The sequence below is a fragment of the Bacillus mycoides genome, assembly GCF_001757995.1.
Classification (GTDB): domain Bacteria; phylum Bacillota; class Bacilli; order Bacillales; family Bacillaceae_G; genus Bacillus_A; species Bacillus_A mycoides_B.
In genome coordinates this window covers 1-12,658 of record NZ_LXLV01000045.1, presented here as the reverse complement: position 1 = coordinate 12,658, position 12,658 = coordinate 1, and the positions used below count along the sequence as shown (strand labels likewise).

General features: G+C 35.7%; 11 protein-coding genes and 1 pseudogene. 11 read left to right on the top strand and 1 reads right to left on the bottom strand.

Annotated elements, in window-relative coordinates; translation table 11 throughout:
• Window positions 1-93: 93 nt before the first annotated feature.
• The 11 genes from BWGOE10_RS15615 (at window position 94) to pcp (ending at window position 10,988) form a co-directional block, all read left to right on the top strand.
• Window positions 94-1,242, top strand: a complete 1,149-nt coding sequence (locus BWGOE10_RS15615; RefSeq protein ID WP_070143936.1) for an acyl-CoA dehydrogenase family protein — start codon at window positions 94-96, stop codon at window positions 1,240-1,242.
• A 413-nt stretch (window positions 1,243-1,655) separates the two neighbouring features.
• Window positions 1,656-2,801, top strand: a complete 1,146-nt coding sequence (gene spoIIP / locus BWGOE10_RS15610; protein WP_070143935.1) for a stage II sporulation protein P — start codon at window positions 1,656-1,658, stop codon at window positions 2,799-2,801.
• 1,193 nt (window positions 2,802-3,994) lie between these two features.
• The gene (locus BWGOE10_RS15605; RefSeq protein ID WP_070143934.1) at window positions 3,995-4,672 is read left to right on the top strand and encodes a copper homeostasis protein CutC; all 678 of its coding nucleotides are present in this window, start codon (window positions 3,995-3,997) and stop codon (window positions 4,670-4,672) included.
• Window positions 4,673-4,695: 23 nt separating this feature from the next.
• The gene (lepB, locus tag BWGOE10_RS15600; RefSeq protein WP_002120448.1) at window positions 4,696-5,247 is read left to right on the top strand and encodes a signal peptidase I; all 552 of its coding nucleotides are present in this window, start codon (window positions 4,696-4,698) and stop codon (window positions 5,245-5,247) included.
• Window positions 5,248-5,401: 154 nt separating this feature from the next.
• Window positions 5,402-6,154 carry an IclR family transcriptional regulator gene (locus BWGOE10_RS15595; protein ID WP_070143933.1) on the top strand — a complete coding sequence of 251 codons (753 nt, stop codon included), beginning with the start codon at window positions 5,402-5,404 and terminating at the stop codon, window positions 6,152-6,154.
• A 14-nt stretch (window positions 6,155-6,168) separates the two neighbouring features.
• The gene (pxpB, locus tag BWGOE10_RS15590; RefSeq protein ID WP_070143932.1) at window positions 6,169-6,882 is read left to right on the top strand and encodes a 5-oxoprolinase subunit PxpB; all 714 of its coding nucleotides are present in this window, start codon (window positions 6,169-6,171) and stop codon (window positions 6,880-6,882) included.
• Window positions 6,873-7,862: a biotin-dependent carboxyltransferase family protein gene (locus BWGOE10_RS15585; protein WP_070143931.1), complete on the top strand. Its 990-nt coding sequence runs from the start codon at window positions 6,873-6,875 to the stop codon at window positions 7,860-7,862. The genes pxpB and BWGOE10_RS15585 overlap by 10 nt, the downstream gene beginning before the upstream one ends.
• An 18-nt stretch (window positions 7,863-7,880) precedes the next feature.
• Window positions 7,881-8,642 carry a 5-oxoprolinase subunit PxpA gene (pxpA, locus tag BWGOE10_RS15580; protein WP_050000596.1) on the top strand — a complete coding sequence of 254 codons (762 nt, stop codon included), beginning with the start codon at window positions 7,881-7,883 and terminating at the stop codon, window positions 8,640-8,642.
• 22 nt (window positions 8,643-8,664) lie between these two features.
• Window positions 8,665-9,360, top strand: coding sequence for a DUF969 domain-containing protein (locus tag BWGOE10_RS15575; RefSeq protein ID WP_000593391.1), 696 nt, complete (start codon window positions 8,665-8,667; stop codon window positions 9,358-9,360).
• A 1-nt stretch (window position 9,361) separates the two neighbouring features.
• Window positions 9,362-10,324, top strand: coding sequence for a DUF979 domain-containing protein (locus BWGOE10_RS15570; protein ID WP_070143930.1), 963 nt, complete (start codon window positions 9,362-9,364; stop codon window positions 10,322-10,324).
• A 16-nt stretch (window positions 10,325-10,340) separates the two neighbouring features.
• Complete coding sequence (gene pcp, locus BWGOE10_RS15565) at window positions 10,341-10,988, top strand: pyroglutamyl-peptidase I (RefSeq protein WP_070143929.1); 648 nt, start codon at window positions 10,341-10,343, stop codon at window positions 10,986-10,988.
• A 741-nt stretch (window positions 10,989-11,729) separates the two neighbouring features.
• Here pcp and BWGOE10_RS15560 read toward each other — a convergent pair.
• A pseudogene (locus tag BWGOE10_RS15560) lies at window positions 11,730-12,530 on the bottom strand (peptide MFS transporter); the annotation flags it as partial.
• Window positions 12,531-12,658 lie beyond the last annotated feature (128 nt).

Here is a 12,658-nt window from a genome sequence, read left to right as displayed (position 1 = left end):
TTATCGGAATAGTGAAACAATAGAGAGGTAGCTTCATATAATCATAATGAAAAAATGAACGGTTTATGAATCGAACATAAAGGAGATTATAGTATGGCACTCTCATTTGTTGAAACAGAAGAACAATCTTTAGTTATTGAACAAATAAATAAATTGATTCCGAAGTTCATGGAAAGGGAGCATCAATTAAGTGAATTAGGATCATTTCCGTATGAAAATATTAATAATTTGAAAGATATCGGATATACGAAATTAACGTTGCCAAAAGAATGGGGAGGTAATGCGATTTCCTTATATGATTTTGTTTTATTTCAAGAGAAAATAGCAGAAGGCTGCGGTGCTACCGCATTATCAATTGGATGGCACCTTGGCATTGTAAAGGAATTAGCTGAAAATCGCTCCTGGAATGAGGAAATGTTCACTTGGTTTTGTGAAGAAGTGCGTAATGGCGCACTCTTTAATCGAGCAGCGACAGAGCCGAATACAGGTAGTCCTACGCGCGGCGGGAAACCAGAGACGTTAGCTGTCAAAAAAGGTGATAAGTGGGTTATAAGTGGAAGAAAAACTTTTACGACTATGGCACCAGTGCTAGATTATTTCATTATTTCAGCAAGTATTGAAGGCCGGGAAGAAATCGGTGAGTTTGTCATTCCAAAGAATACGTTAGGCGTATCAATTGAAGAGACGTGGGATAGTATTGCTATGCGAGGAACTGCAAGCCACGATCTCGTTTTACAAAATGTAGAGATACCAGATCGCTTTTTCACTGATATAAAGGGTTCAAAGGTTAAAGCTAAGGGTATTGGCTGGTTGCTACATATACCAGCATGTTATTTAGGAATTGCACAATCAGCAAGAAATTATGCGGTTCAGTTTGCGGAATCATACAAGCCAAATAGTTTAAATCATTCTATTAGTTTATTACCGAATGTTAGAAGATTAGTTGGAGAATTAGAACTTGAGCTTATGCAAGCTCGTGTCTTTTTATATCAAATTGCGAAAAAGTACGATGAAGCAGAAGATAAACTATCACTGCAAGCAGAACTAGCGGCAGTGAAATATGCAGTAACAAATGCGGCGATATCCATTGTAGATAAAGCAATGCGCATCGTAGGAGCAAAAAGTTTATCAGAAAAAAATCCACTTCATCGTTATTATTTAAACGTCAGAGCAGGACTACACAATCCGCCGATGGATGATGCAACTCTTTCCATACTGGCGGATGCGGCGTTTCGGTCTTAGCTTAAAATAGAGGCTGTCGAAATGTACTAGTCAAGAGAAAGAAGACCCTAATATAGGGTCTTCTTTCTTTATAAATAATAATATGATGTTATTTTTGAGATGAAGAAAAGCGAATTGTATCGTTGCGAGAAAGTAAGAAGGTATTCAGTTTACGACTATAAGTACGATGATAATAATCGGCGAATCATAAGTTATATAGCGTGCATTTTTATTCTTTAAGATCACAGATATGAGCATTTTTAATAAAAACAGCTTGGATCTATTGTGAAAATTATTGATAAAAAGAACTAAAATGAATTATTAGGAACGAGAAATCTATTAATAGTTTCAAATTAGAAGGATTTCTATTCAATTATTAATCATATTAATTGAAAATTATGCGTACGAATATATTAAATGAAGGGAGATATAAAATGAATAAAATTAAACTGAAAGTATTGAATTTAAATTATATAATGATATGTATTTTATTCACTATTATATGTATTCTCACTTCATTTTTCATTTCCAGTAATTCAAACTTATTTAAATCATTTTATATTAATCAACTATTGGGAACTAATTCTACTAAAGGTCTTATGTATATGATAGGAAGTGAGAATCATTATTTTGTAGAGGAATTTCATAAAGAAAAAGGACAAGCGTCTTTGGAATCTTTTTTACTTTCAATCTCTACAAACATTAACATAAATGATCTCCGAAGTTTATTAAGTAGAGAACTTCCTAATATGAATCAATTCTATTCGGAAATATTAATTGCTGGAGAAGGGACCGATTATACTAATATTCCTGAAGAATCCAGTATTCCTTTAGAAAATATCAAAAATGAAGGGTCTGCTATTGGACATCAAAATAGTGAAAAAGAAAATAATTCTACCGGTAAAAGTTCGAATCTACAAAATAACAGTGAAAATAAAGTTTTTATTTATCATACACATAGTTGGGAATCGTTTATTCCTCTTATTCCAGGAGCTACCAAACCAAATGATGCCTCCAGTACAAATAATGAAGTGAACATTTCGTTTGTTGGAAATTATCTAAAACAAAAGTTAGAGGAAAAAGGAATAGGTGTTTCGCATGATACTACAAATATGAGGGATTTTCTGCGAAATAAAAATTTAAATTGGGCTCAATCTTACAAAGGCTCCCGCCAAATAGTACAAGATATATTAGCAAAAGATAAAAATATTATGTTCCCAATTGACCTTCATAGGGATGATGCTCGAAAAAACATTACATTAAAAACTATTAATGGAAAAAATTATGCGCGACTCTATTTTATTTTAGGACGAAATAATCCTAACTATGAAAAAAACAAAAAAATAGTAACGGCAATAAATTCATATTTAGATGAAAAATATTACGGTTTAAGTCGAGGGATTTTCATTAAAGACCGTACGAAAGGAGACGGAGTATATAATCAAGATCTTTCTCCAAATGCATTACTTATTGAAATGGGAGGGGTAGATAATACACCAGAAGAACTATATGCATCTGTTGACGCATTAGTAGAAGCGTTTAGCCACTATTATTATGACGTTGCCAAGATAAATAATTAAATGATAGAAAAAATCTATTAAAACTAGCAAAAATCGAATTACAAGAATACCAAATTATTTAATGTTATATATTCTTAAAATGAAGTATAAAGAAAAAATATTTAATGCAATATCAAGCAGATTTAATTCACTCTAAAAGTAACTCTTATATTAATTACAGAAAAGTTTGTAATTAATATAATGTCATACTATGGTATTGTTCTAAAGAAGAGGGGAATTTACATTTGTAAAATAAAAAGGAGTGCCACCTAGTTTCTAGGAGTACTCCTTTTGTTAGTGCTATTGTGGCTGCACTTCAAGGTTCATACTACTTTCAGAACCGTCTTGATTATGTGCAAATAACAAATAATCACCGGCTAAAGGATTGGCGATGAGTGAACGTAAAGTAAAGGATTTACTTTCATTTGGCTGTAACGTGTGTTTTACTAAACGATCTTCTTTGAATTTAATTGAATAATTGACACTCCCACCCCTAAAGGGGCAAGCTGACTAACGTCAGTGGGATTCTTGCTACCAAAGGCGAAGTCCATTTCTGGTATCGCTGACGTGCAAGATTGCGGTGTGCCATCACCACTCCCACAACAGACCATATAGGTTCGTGGGCTACGGTACTGTGACCATACCGTACAGATTGTTGGTTCTCAAATGTTTTTACGTCTTTTGCATGACGACTTAATACATTTTACGGAGTAGAAGAATTTGCTACCCCAACCTCATATGTATTCTGTTTTCAGAGAACAGTCGTTTTAGAGTCTTTTGCATGACTATAAATAAAGTATCCCATGTTTTGCTATGCAAAAACGATGCTTTCATCCCACGTCTAAAGACGGACTAAAGTCCCGCGTGGGCTTTCCCGCATCATAAATTCTGTAATAGTTTCTTTTTCTATATTTGAAGGTGAGGAATCTAGTTTTGTATTTTGCTTTGTTAATAAAGTAATCGTGCAAAGTGAGGCAATGAGAATAAATGAACTAGAGATAACGAACCGCTTTTTTTGTAAGAATCATATATTTTATCCTTTTATAAGAATATAAGAATGTATAATTGCAAGGAAAACATAACATATATTCCATTTATTATCAATTCGATAAATCTTTCTTTTCACTCTTCTTTTTGTAGTTTTATAGTGGAATGCTATGTTTCTTATTTCACCTACTGTATAATAAGAAAAAAGCACGAAAAGAGGTTATCTCATGCTAGAGGTTATTGCAACTTGTTTAGAAGATGTGAAGCGAATTGAAAAGGCTGGTGGAAATCGAATTGAACTCATTTCATCGTATACAGAAGGTGGTTTAACACCGAGTTATGCTTTTATAAAAAAATCAGTAGAAGCAGTGCAAATACCAGTTCATGTTATGATTCGTCCGCATGCGAAGTCTTTTACATATACGGAAGAAGAAATTGAAATGATGAAAGAAGATATTGTAGTTGCTCAAAATCTTGGAGCTGCTGGTGTTGTATTAGGTGTATTAAATGAACAAAATGAAGTTGATAAAGAGAAATTAGCAGATTTATTATCTGTTGTAGATGGAATAAATGTAACGTATCACCGTGCGATAGATGATACAGAAAATCCAGTAGAAGCGATGAAAGCTTTGAAAAAATTCAATAAAGTTACTCACGTGTTAACTTCAGGTGGACAAGGAAATGTAGTAGATAATATTCCAGTGCTTACAGAGATGCAAAAGGAAAGTGAAGGGAATATACAGCTTGTTGTCGGAAGCGGAGTAACGAAAGAGAATGTAAAAAAATTGCTAGATGAAACTGGAATTACGCAGGCGCATGTAGGTACAGCGGTTAGAGAAGGTAAGTCATGTTTTTCAGAGATTGATCTAAAGTTAGTACAAGAATTAGTTGAAATAATAAAGTAAGTATTTAAGAAAGAGGAGAAACGATGAAGACAAATACGAAGAAAGAATTGATCTCATGGATTAAAACGATAGGTATTACACTTGCGATTGCCTTTATCGTTCGTGGGGTGCTATTTACGCCGTCATTAGTACAAGGTGAGTCGATGATGCCAACTTTAGAAAATAATGAGCGCGTGCTCGTTAATAAGATTGGTTATAGTATAAACGGATTAGATCGTTTTGACGTTATCGTCTTCCACGGAAAAGAAGGGTACGATTTAGTAAAACGAGTAATTGGTTTACCAGGTGATACAGTTGAGTATAAAGATGATGTTTTATATGTAAACGGAAAAGCGATGGAAGAACCGTATTTAAAAGAATTTAAAGAAAAGGCATCAGGTCGTGTATTAACTCCTGATTTTACGTTAGAACAAATCACAGGGAAAACGAAAGTGCCAGAGGGCCAAGTGTTTGTTTTAGGAGATAATCGTGAAGTATCTAAAGACGGTCGTATGTTTGGATTTATTTCAGAAGATGAAATTGTCGGAAAAGGACAAGCTGTTTTCTGGCCGTTGAAACAAGTAAGAGCATTATAAACAAAAAGTATGGGAGAAATATAATCTTCCATACTTTTTTTATTTGTGAAAAAAATATTGATAGAATTGAAAGAATATTTTATAATTTTAAATTATATGTTTGTTTCGAAAAACGGAATTGTAGTTCCGAAATTCGGAACGCGAAGGAGATAGGATGAGTATAAATAAAACGGCAGTTAAGACAATGGATATTTTAGAGTTGTTTTATGAGCATGAGGAGCTAAGTTTAACAGAGATGGTTCAGCTTACGAATATGCCGAAAACATCTGTTTATCGTTTAATTGGTTCGTTAGAAGAAATGGACTTTTTACAAAAAACAGAAAAGGGAAAGTACCGTCTCGGAGTCGTTTTTTTACGATTTGGTCAACTTGTTTCACAAAGGTTATCCGTAAGAAATATTGCGATTCCTTATATGAAAGAGCTTAGAGATAGTTTAGGGCAAGCAGTAAATTTAATTATTCAAGATGGTAATGATGCAATTTATGTTGAGAAGATGGAAGGAGCTCAGCCGGTACGTGTTTATACGGCGGTTGGAAGAAGAGCTCCACTGTATGCGGGTGCATGTCCGAGAATTTTACTATCATATTTTTCTGAGGAAGAGAAAAGAAAGTACGTAGAGGAAACAGATTTAAAGCAGTTTGCGGATGGAACGATCGTGAATAAGGAGCATTTACTAGAAGTGTTACATATGGCAAAACAAGCTGGATATACAATTAGTTACTCTGAATTAGAAAATCATACAGCGGCTATTGCAGCTCCAATTTTTGCAAGTGATGGAACGGTTGTAGCAGGCATTAGTATTTCGGGATTGGCAATTGAGTATAGCGAAAGTAACATTTCATATTTTACTGCGAAAGTGAAAGAAACAGCATACCGCATTTCGAAAGAACTCGGCTTTTGGGCATAGAAAGAGGGAGTGGGATGAAATTTTCTGCGTTAGGGGATCAAGCAATTATTGTTACATTTGGTGAAGAAATTGGGATGGATATATACGAAAAAGTGCAACGATTATTTCAAGCATTGCAACAACATCCGTTTGCAGGAATGGTTGAATGCGTTCCGTCGTTTACTTCATTAGCGGTTTACTACAATTTGTACGAAGTATGGAAGCGAAATGAGAGAAGTGAAAGGCCATATGATTACGTTTGCCAGTATATACAGGAGCTGTGTGATTCTTATAAAGAAGAAGTGAACCGAGATGTGAAACATATTTCTATACCAGTGTGTTACGGGGGAGAATATGGACCTGATTTAGAAGAGGTTGCGCATTATCAAGGCTTACAAGTAGAGGATGTTATTCGAATACATAGTGAAACAACATATTTCGTGTATATGTTAGGTTTTACACCTGGGTTCCCATATTTAGGCGGATTACCGAAAGAACTAGAAACACCTAGAAAAGAAACGCCGCGGTTACAAATTGCTCCTGGTTCAGTAGGTATTGGCGGAAATCAAACAGGTATTTATCCGCTTGAAACACCAGGAGGCTGGAATATTATCGGCCGAACACCTATTTCTCTATTTAATCCAAAAGAAGAAACACCAACATATATTCAAAGTGGTATGTATTTACGATTTATACCAATAACAAAGGAAGAGTACGTATCGCTTGAGGGGGCTAAAGAATGGATGTAGAGGTTTTACATGCTGGAATGTTTACAACAGTCCAAGATTTAGGACGATCTCAGTATCAACAATACGGTGTACCTGTTGGCGGGGCTATGGATAAAAATGCGCTCAGGATGATTAATATGTTAGTAGGTAATGAGGAGAATGAGGCTGGACTCGAAATTACAATAATGGGACCTAAATTGTTAATAAAGAAAACGACTTTGCTCGCGATTGGTGGAGCAGATATGGAACCGTTATTAAATGGAGAGCGCATTCCATTATGGCGCCCCATATTAGCTGAAGAAGGAAGCATGCTTTGTCTCGGGAAAGTGAAAAGCGGTTGCAGAGCATATGTGACTTTTGCGGGCGGTATAAATATTGATCGTACGATGGGAAGTAAAAGTACTTACATACGTGCTGCTCTTGGCGGTATTGAAGGGAGAATGCTGAAAAAAGGAGATTATTTTCAAATTGGTACAGGGGCAGAAGTTGCGAGTCGTTTCATTCAAAACTTACAAGAAGAAGAGCGTATAAAAACGAAGTGGGCAATTTGCAACGATGCTTTACCAAAATATAAGAAGCATCCTATTCTTCGCGTCATAACAGACTTTGAATATGATCAATTTACAGAAGAAAGTATAAAGTCGTTTTTTTCGAAAGAGTATAAAGTATCCAATTATGCTGATCGCATGGGATATAGGCTTGACGGAGATGTTTTAAATAGAGTTGAAGAGATAGAAATTTTATCGAGCCCAGTTACATTCGGAACAATTCAAGTACCGAATGGTGGACAGCCTATTATATTAATGGCGGATAGACAAACGACAGGTGGTTATCCGAGAATTGGAAATGTAGTTTCAGTAGATTTACCTCTTCTAGCGCAGCTGAAACCAGGAGACTATGTAACTTTTGAAAAAATAACTATGGAAGAAGCTGCACACTTATATATAGAACAGGAAATAAGTATGAGTCTATTAAAGAAATTCATCGCTTTACGAAGCTGAGATTAGGAGGAAAACATCGTGACTACAATTGATTTAAACTGTGATTTAGGAGAAAGTTTTGGAGCTTATAAAATGGGGAATGATGATGAAATTCTTCCGTTCGTTTCCTCTATAAATGTTGCTTGTGGTTTTCATGCGGGTGATCCGGCCGTTATGAGGCAAACGGTTGAAAAAGCTCTGCAGCATAACGTAGCAATAGGGGCACATCCTGGATTTCCTGATTTAATTGGATTTGGGAGAAGGAATATGCACGTTTCAGCAAGTGAAGTGTACGATTATGTTTTATATCAAATTGGCGCATTAGAAGGATTTGTTAGAGCTGCCGGAGGGAAAATGCAACATGTAAAACCGCACGGTGCCTTATATAATATGGCGGCAACTGATTCGGAAATTGCGGATGCAATCGCAAAAGCAATTTATCATATTAACCCTGGATTATTACTTTACGGACTAGCGAATAGTGAGGCATTTATAAAGGCAACAGAAAAATATAATATAACTCTCGTACAAGAAGCTTTTGCTGATCGCACGTATAAGCAGGATGGAACTTTAACGAGCCGTACAGAAGAAAATGCTCTTATAAAAAACGAAGATGAAGCGATAAAACAAGTACTTCAAATGGTAAAGGAAGGGTATGTAGAATCGGTTAATGGGGAGAAAGTAGCAGTTCAGGCGCAAACGATATGTTTACACGGGGACGGAGAGAAAGCAGTACAATTTGCGGAAAAAATATACAGAACATTCGAACTTAACGGTGTTTCTATAAGTGCACCGAAATAATAAATGAGGGGAAGTGCTGGAAATGATTAAATTAATTGGGATACTACTTGTTGCAGTTGGGTTTTTATTTAGACTAAATACACTGTTAGTAGTAATGGTTGCGGGTATTGTTACTGGTATGGTTTCTGGTTTAAGCTTTTATGATGTGATCAGCATGTTCGGTAAATTTTTCATAGAAAACAGATATATGTCTATGCCAATCATATTAACTTTACCGGTAATCGGAATTTTAGAGCGTTACGGTTTAAAAGAAAGAGCAGAAGCACTTATAACGAAATCAAAAGGAGCAACAACTGGAAGAGTATTAATGTCATATTTTACGATAAGAGAATCATCAGCAGCACTTGGACTTAATATTGGTGGGCATGCGCAAACAGTGAGACCACTAGTTGCGCCAATGGCAGAAGGAGCTGCACAAGGAAAATATGGTAAACTTCCTGAAAAATTGAGAGAAAAGATTAAAGCAAATGCAGCTGCTGCGGAAAATACAGCTTGGTTTTTCGGAGAGGATATTTTCATCGCAACTGGTGCCATTTTATTAATGAAAGGGTTCTTCGATTCAGTAGGTATGCATGTCGGTGTATGGGATATGGCGCTTTGGGGTATTCCAACTGCGATATCTGCCCTTATTGTGAGCTGGATTAGGTTTAGAAGGTTTGATAAGTATATAGAGAAAACAATGAAGGCAGAAGAAAAACAAGAGAAGGAGGCTATATAAGATGAACATCATAACAATGGATACAATTTATTATGTATTAGGAATAATCGTTGCATTTATCGCTGTTCGTATTGCATTTGATCGTGAACATCCAAACCGATTCGGTTCTAGCTTATTTTGGGCATTGTTTGCAGTTACATTCATATTCGGAAATGTAATACCTTCATTTTATGTTGGCTGTATTGTGCTAGTTATGGTCGTTTTAGCTTCATTAAATAAAGTAACAAAATCCGAGGAGAAAGAAGTACCAGTGCAAGAACGTTTGAAACATGCTGAGAAATTAAAAAATAAAATTTTTATGCCTGCAATATTAATACCTATTTTTACAATTATCGGAACGTTAACGTTAGGAAAGATAAAATGGGGAAATGTTGCACTTGTTGATCCTGATAAAGTGACATTAATTGCACTAGCATTAGGAGCGTTACTCGCATTCGTTGCGGCGATGCGTATTACAAAAGCGAAAATAACAACGCCTGTTCAAGAAGGAAGTAGGTTATTACAAGCGGTTGGTTGGGCAGTTATTTTACCACAAATGTTAGCAGCGCTTGGCGGTATTTTCGCGAAGTCTGGCGTTGGGCAAGTCGTTTCTGATTTAGTCGGACAAGTGTTACCGACAGAGTATCCCTTCGTTGCTGTTATGGCATATTGTTTAGGAATGATGCTATTTACAGTCGTAATGGGGAATGCATTCGCAGCGTTTGCCGTAATCACTGGTGGAATCGGCTTACCTCTAATTGTACAAATGCACGGAGGGAATCCAGCTATTATGGCAGCACTAGGTATGTTTGCAGGATATTGCGGAACATTGATTACTCCAATGGCGGCAAACTTTAATATCGTTCCGGCAATGCTTTTAGAACTGAAAGATAAGAACGCTGTTATTAAGGCACAAGTACCAATTGCTCTTTCCATTTTCATTATCAATATGTTTATCATGTACGGCCTTGTATATCGTTTCTAATTAGGAGAGTGAAACTATGAAAACAGTATTAATAACAGGGTTCGATCCGTTCGGCGGAGAAAGTATCAATCCAGCCTGGGAAGTTGCAAAAAGTTTGCATGAAAAAACAATCGGAGAGTACAAGATTATTAGTAAACAAGTTCCAACTGTATTTCATAAATCAATAAGAGTATTAAAAGAGTATATAGAAGAGTTGTCGCCTGAAATGATTATATGTATTGGACAAGCTGGGGGCAGACCAGATATTACGATAGAGCGTGTAGCAATTAATATTGATGATGCAAGAATTGCTGATAATGAAGGAAATCAGCCGGTGGATATGCCGGTTGTAGAAGAGGGTCCTATTGCGTATTGGTCTACACTTCCGATGAAAGCAATCGTAAAAAAACTTCGCGAAGAAGGTATACCGTCATCTGTTTCACAAACGGCAGGTACATTCGTTTGTAATCATTTATTCTATGGTCTCATGCACGAACTAGAGAAACATGATAAGAAAATAAAAGGTGGATTTGTTCATATTCCGTTCTTGCCAGAGCAAGCGAGCAATTATCCAGGCCAACCGAGTATGTCACTTTCTACGATTAGTAAAGGAATAGAATTGGCAATTGAGGTAGCGACGGAAGTGGAAGTAGATATTGTAGCGTGCGGCGGTGCGACGCATTAAGTGAAAAGTATGTTAATTAAAGAGGGCTTATGTAGCCCTCTTTGTGTATTTGTATTTTGTAATTGAAGATGCAGTATAGAATATAAAGGGAAAGGTTGCGATGGGAGTATTCTAACAAATATGGAATTGTTCCATATAAAAGGAAACTTTTTAAATAGTTTCTTAATGATGTAGAATTTTCGTCTATATGAATGGATAAAAAGTTAAGTTCTGATAAACTCAAAGACATACAAAGTAAAGGGATTCCAACTCAGATGAAATTATTAGAATAATTTGGATATATAGTATTTTAGTAGCCCTCTACATGACTTCATTTACTGCAACAACCAAAAAACTATTTCTTTTATTGAAATCCTCCAAAAGAAATAGTTTTTTCACATATATCCCTTTAGTAATCTTTATTTTATTTGTATATATAGCAATGAGAAAACTCCAGCTCATCAGTATTTTAAACTATGAATGAGTTGGAGTTTTGGTCTTTTATTCGCAAATTTCCCGTTCATCGAGTAAATCGATGACGCAGTCTTTATGTTTAAGAAGCTCCTCTTTAGATAAATAGTCAGCTCTCTTACCAAGTTGCATTAGTCTATTAGGTATGTTTTGTTTTCCTAGAAATATCATTGCTCCAGCATACATTATATTGCGTTTGTGTGGAGATTACTATGGTTATACAAAAAAGAGTAACCCGTTTGGCTACTCTTCACATAGAAACTTGTATTTGTTCATTTCAATAAGAGACCGTTATTGAAGTCCCTTCATGAAATTTTGGATTTTTGATGATAATGTAAACAGCAGGATGCTAACTAAAATGGAGATAGCACCAATAACACCAAAGTAAATTGCTTCTGTTGCAGGATTATACAGTTTAACAACTTGGGCATTTATTGCTTGCGCAGACGCAGTTGATAAGAACCATAAGCTCATGGTTTGCGAAGCGAAAGCAGCTGGAGCCAGCTTCGTCGTTATTGATAATCCTGAAGGGGATAAACAAACTTCTCCAATTACAATTAAAAAGAAGCTAAGGACTAACCACATAGGATTCACTAAAGAGTGAGTACCGTTGATTAAAGCCGGAATAATCATAACTAAGAATGATAAACCTGCAAATAGCAATCCAATAGCGAATTTTTTTGCCGTTGAAGGCTGCTTCTTGCCTAACTTTATCCAAACCCATGCAAAAATCGGGGCAAGCGTTACGATAAAGATTGGACTTAATGATTGGAACCAAGCGGAATGCAATGTAATTCCATTGAACTGTAATTGAGTTCGTTGATCCGCGTATGTCGCTAAGATAATAGCACCTTGTTCTTGTATAGACCAAAATATTGTAGCTGCAATAAAGAGTGGTATATACGCAAGAAGACGAGATTGCTCTACTTTTGTTGTTTTAGGACTACGATACATATAAATAAAATAATAGGCTGGAATAACAATCCCTAAGATACTAATCAGGAATGTAAAACGATTTATAGTTAACAACCCCGTTGGAATTGTAACCACACCTAGCAATGCTAATACAACCAGACCAACACTGAAATACTTATGATATTATCCCCTTTAAGTAGACAGTGTAAAAAGACCATGTACATACATGGATGTTACACTATTACTTGGAGGGGATTTTTCATGACTAAAAAAGGTTCAATATTTATTACATATTCAGAAGAATT

Excerpts from the sequence above, each read along its gene's own strand:
- BWGOE10_RS15615 (WP_070143936.1), top strand. The coding sequence starts at position 94 with ATGGCACTCTCATTTGTTGAAACAGAAGAACAATCTTTAGTTATTGAA.
- spoIIP (WP_070143935.1), top strand. The coding sequence starts at position 1,656 with ATGAATAAAATTAAACTGAAAGTATTGAATTTAAATTATATAATGATA.
- BWGOE10_RS15605 (WP_070143934.1), top strand. The coding sequence starts at position 3,995 with ATGCTAGAGGTTATTGCAACTTGTTTAGAAGATGTGAAGCGAATTGAA.
- lepB (WP_002120448.1), top strand. The coding sequence starts at position 4,696 with ATGAAGACAAATACGAAGAAAGAATTGATCTCATGGATTAAAACGATA.
- BWGOE10_RS15595 (WP_070143933.1), top strand. The coding sequence starts at position 5,402 with ATGAGTATAAATAAAACGGCAGTTAAGACAATGGATATTTTAGAGTTG.
- pxpB (WP_070143932.1), top strand. The coding sequence starts at position 6,169 with ATGAAATTTTCTGCGTTAGGGGATCAAGCAATTATTGTTACATTTGGT.
- BWGOE10_RS15585 (WP_070143931.1), top strand. The coding sequence starts at position 6,873 with ATGGATGTAGAGGTTTTACATGCTGGAATGTTTACAACAGTCCAAGAT.
- BWGOE10_RS15575 (WP_000593391.1), top strand. The coding sequence starts at position 8,665 with ATGATTAAATTAATTGGGATACTACTTGTTGCAGTTGGGTTTTTATTT.
- BWGOE10_RS15570 (WP_070143930.1), top strand. The coding sequence starts at position 9,362 with ATGAACATCATAACAATGGATACAATTTATTATGTATTAGGAATAATC.
- pcp (WP_070143929.1), top strand. The coding sequence starts at position 10,341 with ATGAAAACAGTATTAATAACAGGGTTCGATCCGTTCGGCGGAGAAAGT.